Annotated in this window: 21 protein-coding genes and 1 pseudogene; 8 read left to right on the forward strand and 14 right to left on the reverse strand. The window is 55.0% G+C overall.

The genetic code is table 11. The features are described 5' to 3' along the window. The 3 genes from OSC10802_RS39410 to OSC10802_RS39415 form a co-directional block, all read right to left on the reverse strand. A partial coding sequence (locus OSC10802_RS39410) for a filamentous hemagglutinin N-terminal domain-containing protein (protein ID WP_155968724.1) occupies positions 1-572 on the reverse strand: 572 nt, incomplete at its 3' end. A gap of 138 nt (positions 573-710) precedes the next feature. Next, entirely contained in the window at positions 711-3,974 is a 3,264-nt protein-coding gene (locus OSC10802_RS0109590; RefSeq protein ID WP_017716562.1) for a two-partner secretion domain-containing protein, read from the reverse strand. 222 nt (positions 3,975-4,196) lie between these two features. Then, on the reverse strand, positions 4,197-6,575 hold the full coding sequence (locus OSC10802_RS39415) for a filamentous hemagglutinin N-terminal domain-containing protein (RefSeq protein WP_052334298.1): 2,379 nt from the start codon (positions 6,573-6,575) through the stop codon (positions 4,197-4,199). Between the two features lie 628 nt (positions 6,576-7,203). On the opposite strand from OSC10802_RS39415, the gene OSC10802_RS0109600 reads away from it, so the two are divergent. The 5 genes from OSC10802_RS0109600 (at position 7,204) to OSC10802_RS49365 (ending at position 12,257) form a co-directional block, all read left to right on the forward strand. After that, positions 7,204-8,148, forward strand: coding sequence for an ADP-ribosylglycohydrolase family protein (locus OSC10802_RS0109600; RefSeq protein WP_026098338.1), 945 nt, complete (start codon positions 7,204-7,206; stop codon positions 8,146-8,148). Positions 8,149-8,748: 600 nt separating this feature from the next. Beyond that, entirely contained in the window at positions 8,749-9,513 is a 765-nt protein-coding gene (locus OSC10802_RS0109610; protein WP_026098339.1) for a PEP-CTERM sorting domain-containing protein, read from the forward strand. Positions 9,514-9,983: 470 nt separating this feature from the next. Next, on the forward strand, positions 9,984-11,441 hold the full coding sequence (gene atpD, locus OSC10802_RS0109615; protein WP_017716567.1) for a F0F1 ATP synthase subunit beta: 1,458 nt from the start codon (positions 9,984-9,986) through the stop codon (positions 11,439-11,441). Positions 11,442-11,622: 181 nt separating this feature from the next. Further along, on the forward strand, positions 11,623-12,039 hold the full coding sequence (gene atpC / locus OSC10802_RS0109620) for an ATP synthase F1 subunit epsilon (protein WP_017716568.1): 417 nt from the start codon (positions 11,623-11,625) through the stop codon (positions 12,037-12,039). Between the two features lie 11 nt (positions 12,040-12,050). Beyond that, entirely contained in the window at positions 12,051-12,257 is a 207-nt protein-coding gene (locus OSC10802_RS49365) for a hypothetical protein (protein WP_155967515.1), read from the forward strand. Here the strand turns inward: OSC10802_RS49365 and OSC10802_RS0109625 are convergent. From OSC10802_RS0109625 to OSC10802_RS0109635, 3 genes are all read right to left on the reverse strand, one after another. After that, on the reverse strand, positions 12,254-12,553 hold the full coding sequence (locus OSC10802_RS0109625) for a DUF7734 family protein (protein ID WP_017716569.1): 300 nt from the start codon (positions 12,551-12,553) through the stop codon (positions 12,254-12,256). The two genes, OSC10802_RS49365 and OSC10802_RS0109625, sit on opposite strands and share 4 nt — an antisense overlap. Before the next feature lie 351 nt (positions 12,554-12,904). Further along, positions 12,905-13,504, reverse strand: a complete 600-nt coding sequence (locus OSC10802_RS0109630; protein WP_017716570.1) for a DUF3177 family protein — start codon at positions 13,502-13,504, stop codon at positions 12,905-12,907. A 178-nt stretch (positions 13,505-13,682) separates the two neighbouring features. Then, positions 13,683-13,907 (reverse strand): Calvin cycle protein CP12, encoded by a 225-nt coding sequence (locus OSC10802_RS0109635; protein ID WP_017716571.1) that lies wholly within the window; start codon positions 13,905-13,907, stop codon positions 13,683-13,685. A gap of 807 nt (positions 13,908-14,714) precedes the next feature. Between OSC10802_RS0109635 and OSC10802_RS0109640 the strand changes: the two genes are divergently transcribed. Then, positions 14,715-15,935, forward strand: a complete 1,221-nt coding sequence (locus tag OSC10802_RS0109640; RefSeq protein ID WP_198525252.1) for an FIST signal transduction protein — start codon at positions 14,715-14,717, stop codon at positions 15,933-15,935. A gap of 203 nt (positions 15,936-16,138) precedes the next feature. Here OSC10802_RS0109640 and OSC10802_RS56950 read toward each other — a convergent pair. Continuing rightward, positions 16,139-16,307 (reverse strand): annotated as a pseudogene (locus OSC10802_RS56950) (IS200/IS605 family transposase); the annotation flags it as partial. A 23-nt stretch (positions 16,308-16,330) separates the two neighbouring features. Between OSC10802_RS56950 and OSC10802_RS0109645 the strand changes: the two are divergent. Next, positions 16,331-16,939, forward strand: a complete 609-nt coding sequence (locus OSC10802_RS0109645) for a hypothetical protein (RefSeq protein ID WP_026098340.1) — start codon at positions 16,331-16,333, stop codon at positions 16,937-16,939. Positions 16,940-17,098: 159 nt separating this feature from the next. Here OSC10802_RS0109645 and OSC10802_RS0109650 read toward each other — a convergent pair whose 3' ends face one another. The 6 genes from OSC10802_RS0109650 to OSC10802_RS0109675 form a co-directional block, all read right to left on the reverse strand. Next, entirely contained in the window at positions 17,099-17,851 is a 753-nt protein-coding gene (locus OSC10802_RS0109650) for a cadmium resistance transporter (RefSeq protein WP_017716574.1), read from the reverse strand. A 605-nt stretch (positions 17,852-18,456) separates the two neighbouring features. Continuing rightward, positions 18,457-18,990 carry a DUF1634 domain-containing protein gene (locus OSC10802_RS0109655; RefSeq protein ID WP_017716575.1) on the reverse strand — a complete coding sequence of 178 codons (534 nt, stop codon included), beginning with the start codon at positions 18,988-18,990 and terminating at the stop codon, positions 18,457-18,459. 2 nt (positions 18,991-18,992) lie between these two features. Continuing rightward, the gene (locus OSC10802_RS0109660; protein ID WP_017716576.1) at positions 18,993-19,832 is read right to left on the reverse strand and encodes a sulfite exporter TauE/SafE family protein; all 840 of its coding nucleotides are present in this window, start codon (positions 19,830-19,832) and stop codon (positions 18,993-18,995) included. 537 nt (positions 19,833-20,369) lie between these two features. Further along, positions 20,370-20,693 (reverse strand): cadmium resistance transporter, encoded by a 324-nt coding sequence (locus OSC10802_RS54235; RefSeq protein ID WP_232731656.1) that lies wholly within the window; start codon positions 20,691-20,693, stop codon positions 20,370-20,372. A gap of 512 nt (positions 20,694-21,205) precedes the next feature. Next, positions 21,206-21,469: a hypothetical protein gene (locus OSC10802_RS0109670; RefSeq protein WP_017716578.1), complete on the reverse strand. Its 264-nt coding sequence runs from the start codon at positions 21,467-21,469 to the stop codon at positions 21,206-21,208. A 359-nt stretch (positions 21,470-21,828) separates the two neighbouring features. Beyond that, the gene (locus tag OSC10802_RS0109675) at positions 21,829-22,626 is read right to left on the reverse strand and encodes a sulfite exporter TauE/SafE family protein (protein ID WP_017716579.1); all 798 of its coding nucleotides are present in this window, start codon (positions 22,624-22,626) and stop codon (positions 21,829-21,831) included. A gap of 1,271 nt (positions 22,627-23,897) precedes the next feature. Here OSC10802_RS0109675 and OSC10802_RS55525 point away from each other — a divergent pair. After that, on the forward strand, positions 23,898-24,032 hold the full coding sequence (locus OSC10802_RS55525; RefSeq protein WP_255349128.1) for a hypothetical protein: 135 nt from the start codon (positions 23,898-23,900) through the stop codon (positions 24,030-24,032). 73 nt (positions 24,033-24,105) lie between these two features. Here OSC10802_RS55525 and OSC10802_RS0109680 read toward each other — a convergent pair whose 3' ends face one another. Further along, entirely contained in the window at positions 24,106-24,282 is a 177-nt protein-coding gene (locus tag OSC10802_RS0109680) for a hypothetical protein (RefSeq protein WP_155967517.1), read from the reverse strand. Between the last annotated feature and the right edge of the window lie 136 nt (positions 24,283-24,418).

Here is a 24,418-nt window from a genome sequence, read left to right on the forward strand (position 1 = left end):
AGTTGAACTGCAGGTAAACTCGCTCCTGCTCCCCTCGATTGATTGACAATTCTCCCCGGATTTGGCCCGAATTGCAAGCCGGCAGGCACGTTAACTGCCAGCAGCGGCGGCGCTGCCGGATTCGTGGCGCTGAAATCGCTGCCATCTGCAAATTTAATGCTGTTTGCCGTGCTGCCTATAAATGAGCCGCCGATATTTAACTGCGCGTTGGGGCCAAAAATGATGCCGGCGGGATTGATGAAGAACAGGTTAGCGGTTCCATTGGCGCGAATTAACCCGTCAATATTGGAGATTTTGCCCCCCGTTACGCGGGTGAGGATGTTGCTAATGTCGGGGGCGCTGTTGAAAAATGCCTCGCTGCCGGTGGGGAGGGAAAATTCCTGAAAGCTGTGAAAGAGATTGCCACCGGCTCTTGTTCCCCCCTCAATGCGAAGCGTGCTGCCATCCCGCGTTACGGTCGAATGCAAGGGCAGGGTTGCGTCTGGTATAATTTGCGCATGGCTCGGACTTGAAGCTGCCAGCATCAGCAGAGAAATTGTGCCGATTTGATAAAGGCTGCGGGTGGGAAGCATTGGTTTGGGTGAGTTGAACGAAGGTCAGTTTGAGGGGCCGGCATGAATTCAGCGGGACTGGCAAGCCAACCAATCATAAGTGTTAGAAGCTTATCACTTTCTTGCACCTTTGTCAAGATAAAAAACGAGGCAGCGGGCTTAATTCCCGCACTTAGTCTGCCTGTACCAGGGACTGTGCGGAGTGGGGGCATTGGCCACCAGCTGCACCTGACCGGCAGCACCCATCACCCATCCCGTCGCCTCCACCAGTGGCGGTGCTGGCGGGATGGGGGATTCGGCAGTCTTGCGTGCCTGAGGTTGGGTGCCGGCTGTCCCCACAAGGCGCACGTCCCGCCAAATCGCCGTCCCGTTCAGGGGCTGGCTGGGGTCTTCCGGAATTCCGCCGCGTCCGGTGACCACAAAGCGATTGCCCTTATCCGCCGCGCAGCCGGAAACAATTTGATTGCTGATGTCACTGAAAGACGCTGACACCTGAAGCAACCCTGCGGCGGGGTTAACATCAGGGGTTTTGATTTCCACAGTACCGCTTAATTCAGGTCTTCCCCCAGTGGCGGTGATGTCGCTCTGTGCGGTTTGTCCTGAGCGAAATTGGGTGCCAAAAACTCCAACAGCACTGACACTGACGCGACCCCCTTGACTTTGTGCGGCGTTGGCGCTGATGTCGCTATTTTCCAAAGCAGCGAGGGTGTCGGCGCTGATGGTGATGTTGCCGCCGGTGGCTGTGCCAGTGGCGTTGGTGGTGATATTGCTGCCGGTGCGCAACTGCATGTCGCCGGCTCGCACGCTGATGTTTCCGCGACTGCCGGCGGCGGTTTGAGCGCTGAGGGTGCCTCGGTTTTCCATTCGCAGTGAGCCGGCGATAATTTGCAAGTTGCCGGCACTTCCGGTGGCAGAACTGTCTGCAGCGATGAAAGCTCCATTACGAACCGTCAGCCTCCCCGTTTCTATTTTCAAATCGCCAGCATCTCCGCTTTGTGCGGAGCTGGTTGCCAGGTAGGTGGGAAACCCGCGAACTCCTCCATCCACTATTAGGGAATCGGCAGCCTTCAGCGTTAAATCGCCGCCCTGTCCAGGACCGTAAGTGATAGTTGACAGGATGGCTCCATCCCTCACCGTCAACCTGCGAGTGGAGATCGTTAAGTTTCCCGCCGGTGCCGGTCCGAGCGTTACCGCACTGAAGTTGGAGTTAGTTATCTGACCGAGAATATAATAGGGCTGGCTTCCGATCAGTTCCACCGATTCCGTTGCGTTTACGGTGAGATTTCCGCCCCGACCGAATCCAGCCGTGCCGGTGGAGATTACGCCTCCATTGCGCACCGTGAAATTCCGGGTGTTAATCGTTATGTCGCCGGTGTTTCCCCAGCTTCCCGGTATATTCCCATTCGTTAACAGAGCGCCACTCACTTCTGCGGAGTCTTTTGCGCTGACGGTAATTGACCCCCCCTGACCGCCGCCTAAATTAGAAGCGAGCGCCACCGCTCCATTGCTAGCCGTGAATTTTCCGGCATTAACTTCTATATTTCCGGCATTCCCTCCCCCGAAGCTGAGGGCCAGCAAGCCGCTGCGCAAATCGGACGGGTTGAGCTGGAAACTGGAAAGTCCTTGCAAAATATCAGCCACTCTGACTGTGCCGGTCAGTTCCACTGAATCCGCCGCGTTTATTCTCAGGTTTCCCGCCGGTGCGGCGCTAGCTGTAGTGCTTGAGATTAGCCCGCCATTCCGGACGATTAACCGCCCGGTATCAATGGTTAAATTCCCTCCCGCGCCGCTCCCTCCTGGCGCGACTGATGTTGTTATCGTGCTGGGAGTTTTACCGTCTGCTGAGGTTCCTGAAACTTCCACCAAATCCGTCGCTCGTACTGTCAGGGTGCCGGCGGCTCCCGCGCCCGCCGTCCCTGCAGAGATCAGCGCTCCATTGCTGACGCTCAACCGTCCTGTTTCCACCGTCAAATTTCCCGCCGGTCCCGTACTGCCTGCAAACGCTTCTGTCTGCACTGCAGTGGGCGAATTCCTTTTATCCGCACCCGTCATATCTACCGATTCCGTGGCGCGTACTGTCAGAGCTCCCCCCTTTCCAACACCGCTCGTGCTAGCAGTTACTAGGGCACCGTCAGAGAGAATCATTCTTTTTGTCTCTACAGTCAGGTTGCCGGCATTGGCTGCAGTAACCGGCGGGGTTGCGGTTCCCAAGTAGCTGCCGAATCCGGACGAATCTGTCCCGCTAATTTCTACCTGTTCCGAGGCGCGTACCGTCACAGATCCTGCATTTTCCGTCCCAAAACTAGAAGAAAATATCAAGCCCCCTTCGAGAAGGCGCAACCGGCTTGTTTCAATATTAATGTTTCCAGCCTTTCCTGTGGCACCTGGATAGGCTTCCGTTACAATCAGGCTGTACAGTCCTTGGGGACTGGCACCGGAAAGCTCTACGGAATCTGCCGTGCGGATGTCGATGTTCCCGCCCGGTTGTGAGCCCAGCGTTGCCGACAAAATCGCACTGCCGTTTTCCAGGGAAAGTTGCTGTCCTTGGATCTGAATGCTGCCGCCGCTTTCTCCAGCGGTGATGGCGGATGAGGCGTTGGCGAAGCGGATATTCGCGAAATTTGCGAAATTTTGCACTCCGCCATACTGTAGCGCCCAACCCGAGGGTGCGGGGGCTAGCGTCACCTCTCCTCCCGCGCCGCCGCTCAAAATAATCCGTCCTGCCGGTGCGGTGAGATTGCCTCCATCGAGTAAAATATTGCCTCCAACCAGGGCTAGAGTTTTTCCCGGACTGACTTGCAATCCGACCGGGCGATTGTTTAGCAGATACAGGTCTGTTACTTCTTGAAAAAAGTTGTTTGGGTCAATTTCGATATTATGCCTTGGCCCCCGCACGACAATCCCCCCCGGATTGGGCCCCAATTGCAAGCCAACCGGCACGTTAACTGCCAGCAGCGGCGGGGTTTGAGGGTGGGTGGCGCTGAAAAGGCTGCCATCTACAAATTTAATGCTGTTTGCCGTGCTTCCTATAAATGAGCCGCCGATATTTAACTGCGCGTTGGGGCCAAAAATGATGCCTGCCGGATTGATGAAGAACAGGTTCGCGGTGCCATTGGCGCGGACCGAGCCGTCAATATTGGAGATTTTGCCCCCCGTTACGCGGGTGAGGATGTTGCTAATGTCGGGGGCGCTGTTGAAAAATGCCTCGCTGCCGGTGGGGAGGGAAAATTCCTGGAAACTGTGGAACAAATTGCCACCGGCACGAGTGCCCCCCTCTATCCGCACGGCTGTCCCTTGCTGGGTGACGGCAGAATTATTTGGCAGGGTCGCATCTGGTATAATTTGGGATCGTGCCGGGCTAGAAACCGTGAGCAACAGGGCTGAAATCGTGCCGAGGAAGCAAAGGTGACGGGTGGGGTTCATCTTTTTTGCAGTTAAGCGTGGCGGTTGCCGGCTTCAGATTGCTGTCAAATAGGGCGGCTTTTTTATTGGACTTTAAGGTTTTTAGGGTTGGGGTGATCCGGTTCCGGAGATAAGCCACCAAATCGGTGTTCCCAGCCCTAATATACCCGAATCCGCACCTCAACTCTTTATATCATAACCGCGTAAGTTTGTCAAGGGGAAAAAAGAAGGCGAAACGTGCGGTTAATTGCCGCACTCAGCCGGGGTGTGCCAGGAACTGGAGGGTGTAACATTAGGGGGATTGGCCAGTAGCTCCACTTGCCCTTTGCCATTGATCGCCCAGCCTTGTGCTTCAATGATTGGGGATGGGAGCCCCGATGTGGGTATTAGGGGGTTAGGAATTGCAGAGTTGCTCGGCTCGGTAGTGTCCCGCGCCGCCCACTCAATCGCCACAGCGTTGCTGGTGAGAGGTTGACTGGGATTGAGGGGCAAACCGCCTTTGCCGGGGATGGTGAAGGTGCTGCCTTCTGCAACAGCTTCACAGGGGTTGCGATCCATTAGACCGGCAAGATCGACCACCTGAGCGGAGAGCGCCACCAACCCCGATCTCAGGTCAACATCCGGCGTTTTTATTTCCACAAACCCGCTGAATTTGGGGCCCTTTTGAGATGTAGCAGTGATGTCACTTTCGGGGGTTGTTTGAGTTCGGTATTCTGCGCCAAATATAGCTCTAGCATTGATAGCGATCGAACCCCCAAATCCTTTTTGAGCGTTGGCGGTAATGTCGCTATTTTCCAGAGCTACCAAGGTTTTTGTATTGAGATCGATATTGCCGCCATTTGTATCGCCTGAGTTGGTGGTTATCCGGCTCCCACGGCGCAACTGTATGTTTTCCCGGACTTGCAGGATGATATTCCCTGCTAGCCCCTCTTTAGTGCTAGCAGTCATCTCCGCTTGATTGTCTAATTGCAGGGTGCCGGTGCTGATATTAATGTCGCCTGCGTTTCCGGTTCCTTTATTAGACACATTTATGACACCCCGATTGCGGAGCGCCAATTTTTCGGCTTCAACTGTGACGCTGCCGGCGTCTCCTGTCGCCTTTTCCACCGTGGCGCGGGCGTAAAAGCCACTGCCAATTTTGCCATCTGCAGAAGTCCCCTGAATTTCAATAGTGTTGGCTCGCACCGTCAGATTGCCTCCTTTTCCCGCTGCGAATGTACTGACGGTCATTACGGCTCCCCCTTCCAGAGTTAACTGCTCTGTTTCAACGGTAACATTACCCCCGACTCCGGTGGCGGGAATGCCGGCATTGGAAAAAATGCCGGTCAGACGAGAACCGCTGGCTGAAAGCCCCCCTAATTTGACTTCTCTCGCCCGCACGGTCAAAGCCCCAGCATGTCCTGCGCCGTCAGTTTCCGTCGATATCACTGCCCCATCCCGCAGGATTAACCGGCCTGTTTCAATCTTCAAATCACCTCCCGTTCCAGCAGCATTCGTCAAAGTCATCAAACTGCTGGGAAAACTCCTGGAAGACCGCCCATCTGATGTTCTGCCAATCAATTCCACTGACTCGGAGGCGCTGACATTCACACTCTTTCCTGGTTGCGAACCTTGAGTGAGTGCCAAAATCGCTGACCCCTCTTGCAGGGTCAAATTCCTTGCCTGTATCTGGAGCGATCCGCCGCTAGTAAAAGATTCCTCTGCCATCCCCCCGCTTGCGCCTGGAATCAGGCGAGCGCCACTGACATCTATTAATGCTGTCCCGTATAAGTGTATGTCTCCATATTTCGGATTCCCTTGTCCGCTGTTAAAGATTATCTGTGAGTTGTTGCTTGCTAAAGATAACTCACCGCCAGCAACTGACCAAAGCTCAATCCGTCCCGACTCAGCCGTTAGATTGCCGCCTTCTAATGCTATCTCTCCCCCAACCAGCGCTAAAGTTTTACCGGCTTTCACCGCCAGCCCCCGGGCGCTATCCTCCCTTTCAAGAACGCCTGTCTCCCCAGTAAAACTGAGATTGTGCCCAGAACCGCGCACGACAATCGCCCCCGGATTTGGCCCCACCTGCAAGCCAACCGGCACGTTAACTGCCAGCAGCGGCGGCGCTGCCGGATTGGTGGCGCTGAAAAAGCTGCCATCTGCAAATTTAATGCTGCTGGCAGTGCTGCCTATAAATGATCCGCCGATATTTAACTGCGCGTTGGGGCCAAAAATAATGCCGGCGGGATTGATGAAGAACAGGTTAGCGGTTCCACTGGCCCGAATTAAGCCGTCAATATTAGAGATTTTGCCCCCCGTTACGCGGGTGAGGATGTTGCTAATGTCGGGGGCGCTGTTGAAGTGGGCAGTGCTGCCGGTGGGAATGGAAAATTCCTGGAAGCTGTGGAACAGATTGCCACCGGCTTTCGTTCCCCCCTCAATGCGAACGGTGCTGCCATCCGGCGTTACAGTTGAATTGCTTGGCAGACTTGCATCGGGTATAATTTGGGCTGACGCCGAGCCGTTTGCCTGGAGCAAACAGCCCATCACTGTTAAAAACAGCCCATTTTTTGTCCAGGTTTGCCTTTTCTGGCAGGAGTTTGACCTGCCGGTTCTGCCAAATGAACTAGATTGCTTTGCCATCTGTAAAAAATAACTGCTCGTTCTGAAGTCGATTCCTATTTTATCATGCCTGCGTCTGTGCGGCGGTACTCTCCCACGACTTCAAGCCAGAAACCGGGTTTCTTTGGTGGTGCACTTAAATATGAGTTGACCCTGCCACAGAAACCCGGTTTCTCACCCCCTAAATAAGACAGAAACCGGGTTTCTTGAGCGTCTGGCCTTAAATATGAGTTGACCCTGCCAAAGCAACCCGGTTTCTCACCCCCTAAATAAGCCCGGTATGCAGCGGGTGGCAAGGTGCCTCACCCCTTAGGGGATAGCGCCCTCTTGCGCTCCCCCACAGGTTATGTCGTAATCAGAAATATCCCCGTGGGTGGTTGAGCAATCAAACCTCTGCCCTCCCACAGGTGAAAATCAGGCTTCCTCACAGATAGTCTGAATCATTTGCCAATCACCGGCAATCCTGCCGGTACTGATGCTGAACTTCTCTTATGGTGGTTTTAATACCTGAAACGCCCTCCAGCTTCCCACTGGAGGGCCTTGTATTTGTATCGGAAGATACAGTAATTGCCCCCGGCAGCCCCGGGCGGATAAACTGTTCTCTGTAGATGTGTCGGCTATGGCTTTCAACTGTCCAGCAGGTGCCATGATGCAATCGGGTTCAAAAGTCCTGTCCGCTTTGATGGGGGTGTGTGTCGGCGACGCCTTGGGGGTGCCGGTGGAATTTTCCCGCCGCGCCGACAGGATAAAATCGCCCGTTAGGGGGATGACAGGCTATGGCACTTACCGCCAGCCACCGGGAACTTGGTCAGACGACAGCTCCCTCACCTTGTGTCTGGCAGAATCTCTGTGTGCCGGCTTTTCTCTAGAGGCAATTGCCGAATCCTTCTGCCGGTGGTTCCGCGAAGCTGACTGGACTCCCCACGGTGACGTCTTCGACATTGGCAATGCCACCCGCGAAGCCCTTTACCGCCTGGAACGGGGCGTCCCACCCCTGGAAGCCGGTGGCACTGGGGAACACAGCAATGGCAACGGCTCCCTGATGCGAATTTTGCCGGTTGCCTTCTATCACAAAACCCTCGACTTGTCAAGCTTAATTCAGCGGGCACACCTGGTTTCTCGCATCACTCACGCTCACCAGAGATCGCAAATGGCCTGCGGCATTTATATCAGCATCGCCGCTTGTCTGTTGGAAGGCTTAGCGCCAAAACCGGCGTATCTCCAAGGCGTCCAAAATGTCCGAGAAATTTACTCCCAGCCCCCTTACGCACCAGAACTGGCTAATTTTAAAAGAATCTTTAGCGGCAAGTTAGACGAATTGCCGGTGAGTGAAATTAAGTCAGATGGCTATGTTATCTCAACCCTAGAAGCCTCCCTGTGGTGCTTGTTAAATAGCGCGTCTTATGCTGAAGCCGTGCTAAAAGCCGTGAATTTGGGCGGCGATACAGACACCACCGGCGCAGTCACCGGCGGGCTAGCAGGAATTTTCTATGGATTTGACCGCATCCCTCAAGAATGGGTAGCCCAAATTGCAAGAATTGATGATATCATCGCTCTATCGGGCCGCCTGGAAGCAGCGCTCCACAGCAGCTGACCGAGGTACAGGGCCGATCGGGATCGATATCGGGGCTTTTCGCAGGGGTTTACCCCTGCTATAATTTACGCTCCTGTTACCGCAATTAGCCTCAGGACAGGGAAGGAGCAATGCCGTTCCGTGCGGGCTCCCCAGGGGGCTTGCCCCGCACCCCGCCCCCGCGCCAGTGTGGGACAAATCAGCCCGCCTGCTGAGCTGGAGGCAGGAGCGATGCCCACTCCAGAGATTTCTCTATAAAGTTCAAAGAAATTTTCATTAAACCACCTTGTATAGAGCCGCTAAGATATGCCATACTTGTTCCATCTAGATTGAGATGACACTTCTCGAAATCGAACTTTATGTCAGGCGACATCCAGTAGGTTTACGGAGAGGTCTTTAAAGTTTTGGTGAAGCTAGTAGTTGTGCGGATCCTGAAGTCCGGCGGCGAGAACACTCATTGATTGGAGTGCGATCAAATCACACTCGTCAAAAGCAACTGCTACTTGGGGGGACTAGCGGCTCTCAATCACGCATCTCACGGGGTCTGCGGCTCCTCTAGCTCGCGAACCTTTCAGGGTGTCTCTAGCGCGTCTACTGCATCTTTTTGGAGGAAATAGCTTTATGTCTGCATCTGCTGTAATGAAAAAGTTCTCTAGGGTCGTGACTGGAGCCGCAGTTCTCGCCGCAGGAGCGGCTTTCGCTAGCGCACCGGCTGCCAATGCGGCACTGTTTGCGGTGGGCGACACGGGAAGGTGGGGCGCGGGGGGGGCAAACACCATATCCAACCTGGGCTTCAATATGGTGAGCCTTCCCAACAACCCCTCTGTGCCCGGAGGGTTCACTTCCGTAAACCAAATCTCGTCGCCCTCCAACACCTTGAGCTTCAGCAAGACAGTTCAGAAAGCTTACGTTGGCACTGACTGGGCCAAATTGCTCACCTCGCGCCTCACCACCGGCAGCCCGGTGTACTTTAACGGAGGCGCTAACAGTACGACGATCTCCTTGGCTAACGCTGTCGCGGCTTTAGATTTGGTCGTAGAGACAAACTCTCTGGCACCGCTTGTGTTCAATATTGCCGTAACAGCTTTCGGCGGCGTCACCCAGACGCTGACGCAGGGCGTGCAAGGTAATGTGGGCGGCCAGTATTTTGGGTTCTACACTACTGGTACAGACCTGATCTCTTCGATCACCATCACCGCTCCCAGTGGCGCTGAGGGTTTTGCTATGGGTGAGTTCCGCCTCGGCAACGTTCAAGCTCAACCATCTGCTGAACCTCAACCCTCTCAAGCTGTCCCCGAACCGACTACCATTTTGGGGACACTGGCGTTTGGCTCTTTTGTTGCCGGTGCCAAGCTCAAGCGCAAACAGCAGCAGAAAAAGGGTTAGGTTTGAGGCGGGAGCGGGGGAGCTTCGGGAGCGGGGGAGCTTCGGGAGCAAGGGAGGCCGGAATATAGGTTCCCTAAGTGCCTACTGCTATAGCACAACCGCTGTGTTCAGATGCCAGAACCCCGGTTTCTTTGAGAAACCGGGGTTCTTTAGCTTTGGGCTTTGGGCTTTGGGCACCGGGCATGGGGCATGGGGCATGGGGCATGGGGCAGCAGGCAATGAGGCATCCCCGGGAAACGAGGGTAAATGCCCTTATTGGGGAAAGGGAGGCGGAGCCTCCAGAGCAGCGTTCCCCGGCGGAGCCGGGGAACGAGCGGTAGGGGCGGGCCCTTCCGCCCCCGGCAGCGGGCCCTGTCCCGGGCCCGCTTGCGGGAGGCGAGGCGCAAGAAAAGTTCGCGGCGAACCCGTTCAGTGGTAATCTGAAAAATTGTAACGCACCGTAAAACTATCCCAGCGTACAAGGCGCGAGCATGGTCACCACCGCAGAAAAGACAAACGTAGGGTATCTCACCCAAATCATTGGCCCGGTCGTAGACGTTAAGTTTCCGGGCGGCAAGATGCCACAGATTTATAACGCCCTGACGATCACCGGCAAAAACGAAGCCGGTCAGGACGTGTCCGTCACCTGTGAAGTGCAGCAGCTGCTCGGCGACAACCAAGTCCGCGCCGTCTCCATGAGCACCACCGACGGGCTCGTGCGGGGCATGGAAGTCGTCGATACCGGCGCACCGATCCGCGTGCCGGTGGGCCCCGCCACCCTGGGCCGGATTTTCAACGTCATCGGCGAACCCGTGGACAACCAAGGGCCGGTCAACACCTCGGAATACTTCCCCATCCACCGGTCAGCCCCCGCCTTCACCGAACTGGAAACCAAGCCTTCCGTGTTTGAAACCGGCATCAAAGTCGTAGACTTGCTCGCTCCCTACCGGCGCGGCGGCAAAATCGGCCTGTTCGGCGGTGCCGGTGTGGGCAAAACCGTGATCATCCAAGAACTGATCAACAACATCGCCAAAGCGCACGGCGGCGTGTCCGTGTTTGGCGGCGTGGGCGAGCGCACCCGCGAGGGCAATGACCTCTACAACGAATTTAAAGAATCCGGGGTGATTAACGAAAAAAACCTCGGCGAGTCCAAAGTGGCCCTAGTCTACGGCCAGATGAACGAGCCGCCCGGAGCCCGGATGCGGGTCGGACTGTCCGCCCTGACAATGGCTGAATACTTCCGCGACGTCAACAAGCAAGACGTGCTGCTGTTCATCGACAATATCTTCCGCTTCGTGCAAGCCGGTTCGGAAGTGTCCGCACTCCTGGGACGGATGCCCTCCGCCGTGGGATACCAGCCCACCCTGGGTACAGAAATGGGCGAGCTGCAAGAGCGGATCACCTCCACCACCGAAGGGTCAATCACCTCCATTCAAGCCGTTTATGTGCCAGCAGACGACTTGACCGACCCCGCACCGGCCACCACCTTCGCCCACTTGGACGCCACCACCGTGCTGTCTCGGGGCTTGGCATCCAAGGGCATTTACCCAGCCGTTGACCCGCTGGACTCCACCTCCACCATGCTGCAGCCGAACGTGGTCGGCGAAGAGCACTACAACACCGCTCGCGCCGTGCAAGCCACCCTGCAGCGCTACAAAGAACTGCAAGACATCATCGCCATCTTGGGCTTGGACGAACTGTCTGAAGACGACCGGCAGACAGTGGCCCGCGCTCGCAAGATTGAGCGCTTCCTGTCCCAGCCATTCTTCGTAGCCGAAGTGTTCACCGGCTCACCCGGCAAATACGTCACCCTAGAAAAGACCATCAAAGGATTCCAGAAGATTCTGGCTGGCGAACTCGATGACCTGCCAGAACAGGCATTCTACATGGTGGGCGACATTGACGAGGCGATTGCCAAAGGCGAAAAACTCAAAGCCGGCGGTAAATAATCACAGGGTATAGGGCATAGGGCATAGGGCATAGGGCATCATCGCATCATCGCATCATCGCGATGGGCATTGAACAATCAATCCCCAATCCAATCCACGCATCCACGCATCCGGGCATCCAAAATCCTATGCCCCATACGCCATGCCCCATGCGCCATTCCCCAATTAGGACAGCTGAGATATGACATTAACAGTTCGCGTAATTGCCCCAGACAAAACAGTTTGGGATGGATCTGCCGAAGAAGTGATTTTGCCGAGCACGACTGGACAGCTGGGTATCCTCTCCGGACACGCTCCCCTGCTCACCGCTCTCGACACCGGCGTCATGCGAGTCCGCCCCGAAAAGGAGTGGCTGGCGATAGCGCTGATGGGCGGTTTTGCCGAAGTTGAAGACAACGAAGTGATCATTCTGGTCAACGGTGCCGAGCGCGGCGACAAAATCGATCTGGAAAAGGCTCGCACCGCCTACAGCGAAGCCCAAACCCGCCTCGAAAAAGCGCAGCAGGGCGACAGCAAGCAAGAGCAAATTCAAGCCATGCAAGCCTTGAAGCGGGCCCGCTCTCGCTTTCAGGCTGCCGGCGGCATGGTGCCGGTCTAAAGTTAGTTTGGATGCAAGGATGGGCGATTTGGGACTATAGCAGCCGGCAATTGGGCGCGGACATCAGTAGCCTAGGGATAAAAGGCGTAGGACAGGCGTCTCGCCTGTCCTACTGTCCTAACCTAAGAGAATACTGCTATAAATCCCAATCCCCAAATCCCCAAATCCCGGCATCTCAAATCTCCCAAATCCCAAATCCCAAATCCCAAATCCTCTAAACTCCCACTTCTGACAGCAGAGCCTGCATCGCTTCCCAGGTTAGTCCTTGCTGGAGATAGCGGGGGTTAGCCTGATTGTAGGGTCCTTGCGCCCGGTCGATGGCGATAATCTTGGCCTCTGCCGGCAGCACCGGCACATCTGGGTCGAAAGCCGTAGGGCGCATTAAGGAACTGGAATAGCCTTTAAAAATCATAATTTTATCTAGTTCACCCGCAATTTCAGCGCTGACGACCAGGACTTCCTGAGGGCGCTTTGCGGTGTATTTTTCCAGCCGGTGTCCGGGAGAATTATTCATCGCTGACAGTCTTTTAGTCCCTGAATAATATTATAGCAGCAGCCACTTAGGTTAGGACGTAGGACAGGCGTCTCGCCTGTCCTTAATATCGCTTCCGCCTGTTAGAGACTGTTTATAAAGGAATTCTTAAGGCCGGCAGGGGGGAAGAAACCGGGTTTTGTTTAGTGAGAACCCCGGTTTCTTTAAGAAACCGGGTTTCTGGCATGTACTTCATTCAACTAAAAACCGCTAATGGCAAGCATCGGGTAGGGAAGGCCCCCGGTGGCCGCCCCCGTGGCTGCCCCGGGTTCGAGCGCCCTCACGTTTTTTTTACAAACACTCTCTAACCAAATTGAACATTCAGAGTGCTTCTCACTGGCCGGTAGCGGAGCGTCCCTGCTTGCTAAGCCTCAGCATAAAAAAGCTAAAATAAGCCGCATAAATCAGCAAGCCGACAATTCCTAAAAAGCCTAAAAAATCTTCGCTGGTATTCGCGTGGAAATACTCCTTATAAGCCCAAGGCGGCTCCAGCCAAACGCTACAAAACTGGTTGGCGATCAAGTCTTTTTTGCCATACCCAGCGCAGCGGACAAAGGGAATGAGAAACAGGACTCCCAGGGCATTGTAAACCGTGACAGCCCAGCGCCAGGAGGTGAGGGCCAGCTTCAGCGGCGACTGGGGCTGGTCGTCAATTTCCTCGTTGAGATCCACCCAAAACCAGAGGGAGACGGGGATGAGAATCCGGGCCACCAGCCCCGTAATGAAGCTAGTGGGTATGGCCGCAATCATCAGGTAAACCGTGACAGCGAGCAAGCTAGCCACCCGCCAGTAGATAATCAACAGCCGCACAATCGGGTCAGATTTCTGGACAAACGCCCAAATGAGCAGAATTAGAGGGATAATAACCGTAAACAGAACCGCCAAGCGGTAATCTGTCCAGACCAGCGGTTTAAACCAAGGTTCAGGTGGCATAATATTTTAACATAAGTATTGCCGATTTGTCAACCGGCATTTCCAGGAGAAAAGGGGGATTGCCAGGCTGAGAGCCGGTCAAAAACGACAAACAACTGGAATCTTGCAGGCTGCGTTCCAGTTGTTTGCCATAAGTGGGGTTTTAGGCCCAATCACCCGAAGCTAGATGCCGGCGGCATTAGTCTTCATAGATGCGGCACTCAGACGCATCGGGGTTGTCATCGCAATATTTCTGAAAATTGGTTTTTGGCTTGGTTTGCCGCTGGTGGGAGGCTTCTGCTTGCAGTTCTTCGAGGGCATCCCACGCCGCCGCACACTCAGGAGAAGTTGCGCCGGAGGCATCACAGAGGGCGCGAGCCTGTTCCCGCTCTTGTTCGATTGTTTGTTCGATGTTGTTGGTCATAGATTTTGGGATCTCAATAAGGTTCTGTGAGTACCGGACAGAACTCAAGATTTCGCTATCCTGAGCGTTCAGTCAGGTGTTCGGGGCGGTGAATCGCGCTGGCGCTCACTGAGAACGTGATACATGCAGCTAGAGCTGCCAGACGGGATCGATCCTTATTTTTTAAGGTTTGGCGGCTCAGGGAGCGCCAAAGGCCGCGGACACGTGAGTGTACAGATAATATGTTAACTCATGTTAAGCTGCCAGGCTAGCTCGTTGCAACAGGGCAGCTGCGCGCCCTGGGGCTGTCTTGCGCAGTCGCAGGTATCCTACCATAGGTGGTGAGGGGGAAATACTGGCAAGCGAGACAAAAGCAAAGGTAACTCACCAACCCTGTGACACGAAGGAAGTTCGCTCGCTCGCGTCACGCCCCGTCTGCGATCTCGCGGGGCGCAAATGCGACCCGGCGGCGTTCTGCCGCTGTAGAATAGAGTTGCTCCTAGCTCTTAGACCCGATTGGGTGGGGCTTGACATCCCGTGAGGGCAAATATACCTGCCGGCAGCAAAGATGTCCCATCGGCGAGAGTTTCTAGGCAAAGCATGTTAAACCGAAAACGTAAAGGGAAGCCTTCAGGCAACCCGTAGGGGCGCTTTGGCTGCGCCCGTGAGAGTCCATTTGGGCTCCCATCCCGAATCTCCGTCGCTCTCGAGCGCGGAGAGTGTCAAGGGCGCTCCTGTGGCTGGGTGTGGTTCGAGCCTGGAAGCGCCAGAGGTCTAGAAGCCAAGACCGGTGAGAGTTTCAGGAGGGCAAGAGCGATGGCAGACCGGATGAAGTGGGCAAACGCCCTATCAACCCGTCCTTCCTTGGAAGCGGCAGTTAAAGAAGTTGTAGAGGGAGCGCAGCAGCAGTTGGGCGCACCGGCAGATTTGGGGCTGGTGTTTATTTCGTCGGCGTTTGCCAGCGAGTATTCCCGCCTGATGCCTTTGCTGCGGGAGCAGCTGCCGGTGCCCCACTTAATTGGCACAAGCGGCAACGGCATTATTGGCATGAACCGGCAGCAACAGCCCCAAGAGAGGGAAGGAGAGCCCGCCCTCAGCCTGACTCTGGCCCACCTGCCGGGCGTGGACGTGCGGTCGTTTCACATTTCCGCCGACGAATTGCCCGACTCCGACAGCCCCCCAGAAGCCTGGGTGCGGCTGATTGGGGTGCCGGCGGCGCAGCAACCGCAGTTTGTCCTCCTGGCGGATGCGCTCACATTTAAAGTCAGTGACTTAATTGAGGGGCTCGATTTTGCCTATCCAGGGGCGACGAAAGTGGGGGGATTGGCCAGCGGGGGCCCCACCGGCAGCAGTATGGCCCTGTTCTGCAACTCCCGGCTGTACCGAGAGGGGACAGTGGGCTTGGCGCTCAGCGGCAATATCGTGCTGGAAACGATTGTGGCTCAGGGATGCCGGCCTATTGGCCAGCCGTACCGCGTCAGTGCCGGCGAGCGCAATGTGGTAGTGGCTCTCAATGAGGGAGTTGCCTATGGCGATCGGTCGCGCCCGCCGCTAGAAGTGCTGCGGGATTTGCTGCAAACCCTCGAGGAGAAAGACCGGCAGCTGGCGCAGCACTCGCTGTTTGTGGGCGTGGCGCGCGATGAATTCAAACCGGATCTCGAACAGGGAGACTTTTTGATTCGCAATTTGCTGGGGGTAGATCCGAAGGGAGGGGCAATTGCGATTGGGGACCGGGTGCGCCCGGGGCAGCGGATTCAGTTCCACCTGCGCGACGCCCGCACTTCCGCAGAAGACCTGGAAATGCTCCTGCAGCGCTACCTGGATCTGGTATCCGACGCCCCACCGCCTGCCGGCGCTCTGATGTTCTCCTGTCTGGGGCGGGGCGCAGGGCTGTATGGCGAGCCGAATTTTGATTCGGAACTGTTCAGCCGGTATCTGGGCAAGGTGCCGGTGAGCGGCTTTTTCTGCAACGGCGAAATTGGCCCTGTGGCCGGCAGCACGTTCCTCCACGGCTACACTTCGGTGTTTGGGATTTGCCGGCAGCCTTAGGGAAAAGGAATGAACCGCCTCCGTTCCGGTTCCCCCCAGAAAAGATCGCAATTGCCCTCTTTTCTTTGCTCACACGGAGATAGCTCGGGATCTCGCGTCACGCCCCGTCTCGATCGCGAGGGGGGCGGAAAGGCGACACGGCGGCTTTTAGCCGCCATCAGCAATGGTGTGGGTCGTCGATCTATTCTATGATTCAAGCCGTACTAACGCAAGCCAGTCGTGCCGTAAAAATAGCTTTTAGTCCAAAGACTGGGCAATTTGCACCAGAGGGTGGAACTCCTGCGTGAGCAGTCTTGAGGAGCGACCTTTAAACGCTCTAACGATTGGGTAAATGGCAGTCTAGGGCCCATACTCTACCAAGACATGAACATTCTGTTAATCAGTGACGGCCAACCATGAGCGTAAAGCCTACATCCAAGCAGATAGGTGCATTGCAAAAGCTGTTCAACACCGGTGTTGAGCGAGCCAATGCTATGTTGAATTATATGACCGACAGCCCGATTCACTTGCAGATGTCTGCGATTGAAATCCTGTCGCCCCAGCAGTTGCAAGCCAAACTGGAGCAACCTGTTGGCAGGGCTCACGCTTATGGAATGGAGCTTTTTATCAGAGGGGAATTTGAGGCAATTGCCATCCTGGTTTTTTCAGAAAAGAGTGCTGCCACGCTTGTAGACATTCTCGCGGACGAGCAGCGGCGAGCTATCGACCGCGATTCGGTAAAAATGAAAACCCTCAGTGAGGTGGGGAATGTCTTCTTCAACGGGATAATGGGGGCGTTCAGCAGCGTAATTAAGAAAGGAATTACCTATATGGCTCCTAGCTTCCGCGACGGGAGGCTGAAGGAGCTGATTTTATCGGGCGACTCTGATTCCAATTATACCATCTTGTCCGGCCAAACACACTACGAAATCCCAGAACAGAAAGTTGCAGGAAATATGGTTCTCTTTTTCAAGGTCGATCCCCTGGAGAGGTTGCTGGCGGAGATCGATCGGGCTTCTCCGTAAACCTCTCGCCGAATCCTCTGGTTCTGGGGCGCGGCGGGACGCGCCCCGGATCGCCCCGGAACGCCGCTTTATTTGCTCCGCCGACTTAAGTAGCAACTGGTAATTGGGACCCCATTCAGGGGAGGCGAGACGCCTGCCCTCAATATAGCGTTTCTCATATTAGTGAGGTACTGAGAGATCCGGTGAGCGTAGGGGCTTTTGCGTGATTCTCTTTTGCGTGATGCCCATGTCTATTACTGAGCTGTCTGCTGCTATAGGAATAAAAGGCAGGAGCCGGTAAGTCCCGCTTTCGACGAGAATGAAAATCCCCAAGCCAATCAAAACAAAGGGGGCGATATCCTTGCCGTAACGAGTGATAACGCGAGCGAAAGCAGGCTGGCGGGTTAGCCGGGAAGCAATCCAGCACCAAACTCCTGTGAGCGAAAAGAAGACGGCTAAAATGACTGCTAAAGTAGGGATATCGCTGCTGGCAAACAGGGGCACATAAATGCCAATATTGTCTCCCCCATTGGCAAAGGTCACAGCGGCTACGTTATAAGTTTGGGGGCTGAGAAGACTGGCCAGTACGGACACCGCAGAGCGATTGGAACTTAAGGGGTTAAATTCACCGGAGACAGCCTGAACCTCCCGCTCATCGTTCGTTCGATTTAGCAGCCGGCTGAACCCGATGGCGAGCGGGACTAACCCCAGGAGCCCAATCCAGGCTCTCGGCACGATTAAGCCACCAAAGAAACCGGGCAGACTGGCTAGGACAATTGCGGCAAAGCCCAGGTACTGGCCGAGAACGATATGCCGGCGGCGGAAGGTGGGGCTCACCTGTGCGAAAAAGAGGATTAAAATCAGAATATCATCAATGTTTGTCGCGCTGAAAGCTCCGATTCCAGTGGCAATTGCAGTTCCTAACACGCTCATTCTTTTCTGTCCTTATTTTCTGGCGCTCACTGCCGGCGCTTTTGGCGGGGTGTCCCCCCAGGCTGGCAGCAAGGGAGGCAAGTATTGACTGCCAGATTTCCCACCGCTGAGAGCTATATCGCTTTTCAGTTGGGTGAAGTGCGCAAAACCCGGAAGGGGGTGTGGCGGAACCGTCGGTGTCAGCTTAAGCTCCTTACAGCCGGCGCGGTTTGGTCTGTGCCGTGGCGGTTTGAACCGCCCAGTTCAACTTAAGCTGACAGCAATGTTGCGGGACGCGCCCCTGCGCTTACCGGAGCTCTCAGTACCTCATTATTCTAAAAAAGGCTATCACTTAATATTATAGAATCACCCCAAATAAACAGCTGCAGGTTATCGAGAAGCGAGATGGAATTCGGGTGCGGGTTCCGAGCCAAGGTCTTTTCCTCGATTTGATTTGGGCCGCCACCAGCAAGCGGATGGGCTCACTGGCAGCCGGCTTCCAGCTGGCACTGGGGTGGAAAGCGGGAAGCGCAATCGGGTTCGGCAAGACAGGGGTATTGCTCGCCCAACTGCGCTGTGCGGGGATTTCGCTCCTGATAGGGGGTGAGCCGTCAGGAGAAAAATATTCATTGGAATCTCAAATAGGCTCCTATAAGGCTGTAGAGCAGCCCAGAAAGTACGATTGATGTCACGATTACATAGGTAAAATCTCGCTGCCGCAGGAAAGTTATTAGAGAAAATATCACCCGGATGACGGGAGTGGCAATTAACATTAGGAGTCCCAGTTGAATGATGCCGCGCCGGCTGCCGGACAGGACCGCGCTCACCACACCTGTGGGACTGCAGAACATCGAGGGCTCTCCTCGGAAAATGTGGTAGTCAGCCGGCTCCGCACCGTGGCGGATCAAGTACAGGACTGCGCCGATAAAGACTGTGGCGCTAGCTAGAATCACCCCATATTTGAGCAGGTTGGCGATCGCCAGCTGAAGCTGCCGGTCGCTCGACTCTTCTGCCACCTGACTCGAACCGGCCACCTCACAGTCCTGAGAGAGTTCGCCGGCATCACAGTCTGGGGCTTCCTGCTGCAGCGGGAATGGAACTACTTTACTCTCCGACCGCACTGGCGATAGCCACTGAGAACGCGAATCAAATTGATACATTATTAAAGCCCCCCATGCAGACTGTTGTAAACCATCTTAAACGCCATTGCCGCCAGGACTAAACTGAAAATAACTCTCAAAACCTGAGTCCGAGCTCCCACCAGTACCTTCGCGCCCAACAGAGCCCCAGGCACTACGCCCAGCATCACCGGCATTGACAGTCCCGGATCGATATAGCCCCGCGCCAGGTAAACCCCCGCCGACGCCGCCGCCGTCACGCCGATCATAAAATTGCTGGTGGTTGTGGAAACTTTGAACGGGAGGCGCATGGCTTGATCCATCGCCAGCACCTTCAGCGAACCGGAACCAATTCCCAGCAACCCAGAAATCACTCCAGCGAGCACCATCAGACTGAACCCAACCGGGAGAGAGTGAACCTGGTAAGACATCACCCCATCCGCTGTTGGATAAGTGCCATTGAGTCTGAGCTGAGCGACTAGGGGGTCAGGCGGGTCAGTCTCAAAATACTCATCAGGTCGGGGCTGCTGTGACAGGTAGGCTGAATACAGCAGGACAATGCCCAGCACCACCGTCAGCGCTTTGACAGAGACAAACGTGGCAATTAAAGCTCCGATTATCGCCCCGACTGTCGTCGCTACTTCCAAAAACATTCCCAGCCGCAGGTTGGTATAGCCTTTTTTGATGTAGGCGGAGGCCGCACCGGCGCTCGTCGCGATCACAGACACCAGGGAAGCGCCGATGGCGTACCGGATGTCAACTCCAAATACGGAAGTTAGGAGGGGCACAATCACGACTCCACCCCCTAACCCAGTCAGCGACCCTAAAAACCCTGCGGTAAATGACCCCATCCAAACCAGGAGGGTAAATTCAATAATGCTCACAAATCATTCCTTTTTTTGTAGTTGCTTATAAATATAAACCAGGCGGTTCCGCGTATTTTTATTCAGCCGCCGGTTTCCGGATCTGGCTGCCCACTGACTGCTGCGTTTCGGTCGCCCCTGCGAGCGCCGGCGCAGCAGCCAGAGAGACTGCTTCAGTCCTTCTCCACTTCAGGGAGGCTGCCATTCATTATAACCAGACCCGTCAAACAAAGACAGCTAGCAACTAAAGATAGCGGGTTCAAAGCGCTACTTTTCAACACAATATAAACCCCCTACCCAATCAGGACAAAAGGAACGAGCGTGTTGCCCAGGCGAGTCAGGGCATCTGCGACAGCCGGCAGCTGGGTTAATTGGCAGGCAGTGCAGCACCCAACTCCAGGCAGCAGGAAGAAGACCCCTAGAATTACCAGAAGGCTTGTCTTAGCGCTGCTGGCAAACACCGGCACCTAAATGCCAATACTGTCACCGCCATTGGCCACCGCAACAGCCGCCACACTGCAAGTTTGGGGGGATAGAAAACAGGCCCGTGGAGAGCGTTCAGACTCGTTCAGACTGCTCTGCTTCTTGCGCAACCTCCTCCGCACGGCTGTCCGGATTCAGCAACCGGCTCAGACGGAATGTCCCCGGCACTAAGCCGAGCAGACCAATCCAGCGCGGCGGCAAGATTAAGCCCCCAAAGAAACTGGGCAAGCTGGCGGCTACCCGGGCAGCGAAGCCCAAATACTGGCCGGCAACGGTGTGCCGCCGGCGAAATCCAGCACCCACCTGCGAGAAAAACAGCCGCAGGATTGCTAGATCGTCGATGTTGGTGCCACTAAAGGCTCCTATTCCTGTCGGGATTGCAGTGATTAACCCGCTCATTCCTGTCTCCTCCTTACGGTCAGGCTTTCGCTCGACGCACTTTTCGGGTGCGTTTTCCAGCAAGCTTCCGGCAACCGCGTCACGCTCTCGCTCTGTGTGAGGAGCGCACAGATCGGTTGGGCTGTGGGAGGTGGCAGATACATTCCCAGGGGAACTTCCTTTGGCCCCTATTTGGCGTCATTCCTAACGTCTACCTCCTAATTTTCTTATCTCTTCCCCGATCTATAGCTGGCTTGAGCCCGCTGACCTGCGAGCCCCACCCTCATATTACGTTTACCTTAAAAAGTAGTATAAAGTCAAATTTTTATATTTTTTTCACAAATTCTAAACCCCCGCAAGCACATCGGAATTTAGTTCTATGGGTTTTCCGCGTGTTTCTGGAAGTCTGCTTTTGCCAATCCCGCAAACCTATCGAAATTATGTAGATTAAATCACCTGTAACCCTATCGACATTTAGCAAAATTGTCAAATTTACAGGCAAATGTTAGGAGTTTCAGTATAAATGCACACTTTTAAATTGCCACCGGCAGCTCGCCGCTATTTTGGCCACCGGCAGCGCTGCAAGTCTGGGACAGCAGTGTCCCGCCCATCAGAGCTAGCCGGTGCCGGTGGCGCTGCAGCGCCGAGCCCCCAAAGCAGGCCGCCTGCCGGTCCCCGCCAGTGCCGGCTCTCGGAGCTTCTCGGTAACACCTGCGCGGCGGGGTGCGAGAGGGAGGGGAAGGCACGCCAGAGAGAGCCCCTTCGCTGACGCCAGCCTGTGTCTTGAGCGCCCACACTTATAAAGTGGCCGCTGTAACAGTTGCCGGTGTGAGAGACACGAGCCATATCTACGGCTCCTATTTCCTAGCAGTAAGCCTGCGAGTCTGCGAGTGATTATTATCCTATTGTTTAAATAATAGCATATTGCTGCGCTGTCGCTCACCGATTAACCGGTCAACTTGCCAGCGCTCGGATGTTAAGCCGGTGCGGTAAAGCCCCTATTCCTTTCCTATTGATTAGTTTAGATATTCTTATCTTATCTGAAACCAGTGCATTCAGGCTGCAGATGCCGGTGAGAGCGCTAATATCCGCTGACGTCACAACCTCCTAAAAGCGCTTTCCCGACGGCCATTCCCGCTCAGCCCAAAGTCTCCGCTCAGACATCATACACCAACTTCCAGCTCACCATCACTAACAGGCTGTAAATCACAAACTTCAGCCCGCTTTGAGGGACGATTTTGCAGAGCTTAGCGCCCACCAGCACACCGGGCACCGTCCCCAGCCACACCGGCAGCACCAAACTCCAGTGGACTGTGCCGAGGCTGAGATGTCCCAAAGAGGTAAAAATCAGCAAAATCGCCGCCTGTGCGATATCCGTGCCCACCAGCATCCGAGAGTCCAGGCGGAAAAAGGCAATCAGCACCAGGGCGAACATCGAACCCGAAGACACGCTAGTCAAGCCCACCACACAGCCTAAAATCGCTCCCACACTCACCGTCAGCAGGCGACCCGACTTAGTTTTTAAGTCCAGCTTAGGCGGTTCGGGTAAATTCAACTCCGGCACAAAAGTCTTCAGCAAGAATTGTGCGAGCGCCAACAGGGCGACAAGCAGCATCACCACCCCAATCGCGCGGAGCAGGATGGCATCGGGGTTGAGATTCCCATTCTGCTTGATGGCGGCTAAAATCGCCACCCCTGTCAGCGATCCGGGGACACTTCCCAAGGCCAGCCATTTGACAATTTGCGGGTCAAGCGTTTGCTGCCGCCAGTGCTTGACGCCGCCAATAACCTTCATCAATGTGGCCGATACCACATCCGAGCTAACCGCAATCGAAGGCGGAACCTGGAACACAAAAATCAACATCGGGGTGATGAGAGACGCCCCGCCAATGCCCGTTAAACCCACGATGATGCCTACTAAAAAGCTGAGGAAGGGGAGGAAGAAATAGTCCATGTTGCTGTCCTGATACAGGGTAAAGTGCGGGGAGCTAAAACAGGGCGTTGGTTTTGGCTTTCTGGCCAGCGGTGAGCTTGCCGGCGAGAACCCCTCTCGCGCAGCCTGCTGGAACTGCAGTGGGAGGCCCGCAAGCGGGCCCTCGATCTTGACTTTTGTCGCCTTTTGCCAGATAAATCCACTATCTCGCTCGACTTACCGTAGTTTACTGCAAGTGGTGAGCAAAAGTCACTGAGTAAAAGTGCGGATTTTCGCCGGTGGCTGCTGCGGGGCGGTGAGTCTAAAATTCTGTAACGAAAAACAGATATAGCAGTATGCACTTAGGTTAGTACATGAGCATCATCGCATCATCGCATCACGCAAAAGCTGTGAGTTTTTCCCATGCGCATGAGCCCGATGCGCATGAGCCCCATAAGCCATGTCATTAATGTCTTAACCAATATGACTACTGCTATATCGCAGTAGTCATATGGGTTAGGACAATAGGAGCTTCGGGAGCGGGGGAGCAAGGGAGGCCGGAATGTACGTTTCCTAAATGCCTACTGCTATATAGACGTAGGGGGGGCGTCCGCCGAGCCTGAAGGTCTAATGTCCTAATCTAAGTGGCTATTGCTATAAGCGGCAACCTGAGCGATAAAAACGTTAAAAATTTAGGTCAGTTGCAGCTTTATAGCAGCAGTCATATTGGTTAGAACAATAGAAGCTTCGGGAGCTCTGGAGCAAGGGAGGCCGGAATGTACGTTTCCTAAATGCTTACTGCTATATAGACGTAGGGGAGGCGTCCGCCGAGCCTGAAGGTCTAATGTTCTAACCTAGGTGCATACTGCTATATCTGTCCGCCGCAGCCCGTTCCCACGCACGGCAACTTATCTAATATCCGGTTGAAAGCATATATACAAAAACGGTCTGAAGGCGCGTTTTGCAAATCTCATTTAATCGGAAACCCTCTCATTTACGGCAATTTGCTGCCGAAAAGCGGCCACCGGCAGCCGAAAGTGGGCCACGAACAGCCGATTAGCCCCACAGAAGGGGGTGCCGGCGGGTCAAATTATCTAATATCCGGTTGAAAGCATATATACAAAACCTGTCTGAAGGCGTGTTTTACAAATCTCATTTAATCGGATATAGCAGCAGTCATATTGGTTAGAACAATAGAAGCTTCGGAAGCTCTGGAGCAAGGGAGGCCGGAATGTAGGTTTCCTAAATGCTTACTGCTATATAGGCGTAGGGGGGGCGTCCGCCGAGCCTGAAGGTCTAATGTTCTAACCTAAGTGCATACTGCTATAACGGGCTTTTTCAGCGTTTTTCAGGGTTTGTGGGCTTTTTCGACCGGCTCCCCCACCGGGCCGGCGTCTCGCCTGTCCACCGGGAGGGGGAAAAGGGGGTGGGGCGATCAGCCGGTGTGAGATATTGAGGGACTCAGAAACCCGGTTGAAAGAAACCGGGTTTCTGGGGCGCACTTCATCCAACTGAAAACCCCTAGATATATTCCCCACTTCTGAGGTGGGATTCTTCGCCTGTGGCCTCCGCCAGACACCGGCAGCCGGTTCGTCCCAGTGCCGGGGGAGCCAGTAGGTTGCGAGCGCCGGCGGGGATGGCTATGATAGTGGTTGCGACAAATTGCCCGTGAAAGCCAGCGGATTCGGCGTTGCACAAAGGCAGGATAAACCCGGCACCCCAACCCCCTCCCCGCAAGCGGGGAGGGGGAGTAAGAGAGGGTTTTGGATGAGTGCAAAAAGTTCAATCATCCTTCTCCTGTGCAACGCCGCTGATTCGGCAGCAAGTTTCAAAA

This window comes from Kamptonema formosum PCC 10802 (assembly GCF_000332335.1).
Classification (GTDB): domain Bacteria; phylum Cyanobacteriota; class Cyanobacteriia; order Cyanobacteriales; family Oscillatoriaceae; genus Oscillatoria.

What these genes read in the sequence shown, in the direction of transcription:
- OSC10802_RS0109590 (WP_017716562.1), bottom strand. Translation starts at nt 3,974, where the DNA reads ATGAACCCCACCCGTCACCTTTGCTTCCTCGGCACGATTTCAGCCCTG.
- OSC10802_RS39415 (WP_052334298.1), bottom strand. Translation starts at nt 6,575, where the DNA reads ATGGCAAAGCAATCTAGTTCATTTGGCAGAACCGGCAGGTCAAACTCC.
- OSC10802_RS0109600 (WP_026098338.1), top strand. Translation starts at nt 7,204, where the DNA reads ATGCAATCGGGTTCAAAAGTCCTGTCCGCTTTGATGGGGGTGTGTGTC.
- OSC10802_RS0109610 (WP_026098339.1), top strand. Translation starts at nt 8,749, where the DNA reads ATGTCTGCATCTGCTGTAATGAAAAAGTTCTCTAGGGTCGTGACTGGA.
- atpD (WP_017716567.1), top strand. Translation starts at nt 9,984, where the DNA reads ATGGTCACCACCGCAGAAAAGACAAACGTAGGGTATCTCACCCAAATC.
- atpC (WP_017716568.1), top strand. Translation starts at nt 11,623, where the DNA reads ATGACATTAACAGTTCGCGTAATTGCCCCAGACAAAACAGTTTGGGAT.
- OSC10802_RS49365 (WP_155967515.1), top strand. Translation starts at nt 12,051, where the DNA reads ATGCAAGGATGGGCGATTTGGGACTATAGCAGCCGGCAATTGGGCGCG.
- OSC10802_RS0109625 (WP_017716569.1), bottom strand. Translation starts at nt 12,553, where the DNA reads ATGAATAATTCTCCCGGACACCGGCTGGAAAAATACACCGCAAAGCGC.
- OSC10802_RS0109630 (WP_017716570.1), bottom strand. Translation starts at nt 13,504, where the DNA reads ATGCCACCTGAACCTTGGTTTAAACCGCTGGTCTGGACAGATTACCGC.
- OSC10802_RS0109635 (WP_017716571.1), bottom strand. Translation starts at nt 13,907, where the DNA reads ATGACCAACAACATCGAACAAACAATCGAACAAGAGCGGGAACAGGCT.
- OSC10802_RS0109640 (WP_198525252.1), top strand. Translation starts at nt 14,715, where the DNA reads ATGAAGTGGGCAAACGCCCTATCAACCCGTCCTTCCTTGGAAGCGGCA.
- OSC10802_RS0109645 (WP_026098340.1), top strand. Translation starts at nt 16,331, where the DNA reads ATGAGCGTAAAGCCTACATCCAAGCAGATAGGTGCATTGCAAAAGCTG.
- OSC10802_RS0109650 (WP_017716574.1), bottom strand. Translation starts at nt 17,851, where the DNA reads ATGAGCGTGTTAGGAACTGCAATTGCCACTGGAATCGGAGCTTTCAGC.
- OSC10802_RS0109655 (WP_017716575.1), bottom strand. Translation starts at nt 18,990, where the DNA reads ATGTATCAATTTGATTCGCGTTCTCAGTGGCTATCGCCAGTGCGGTCG.
- OSC10802_RS54235 (WP_232731656.1), bottom strand. Translation starts at nt 20,693, where the DNA reads ATGAGCGGGTTAATCACTGCAATCCCGACAGGAATAGGAGCCTTTAGT.
- OSC10802_RS0109675 (WP_017716579.1), bottom strand. Translation starts at nt 22,626, where the DNA reads ATGGACTATTTCTTCCTCCCCTTCCTCAGCTTTTTAGTAGGCATCATC.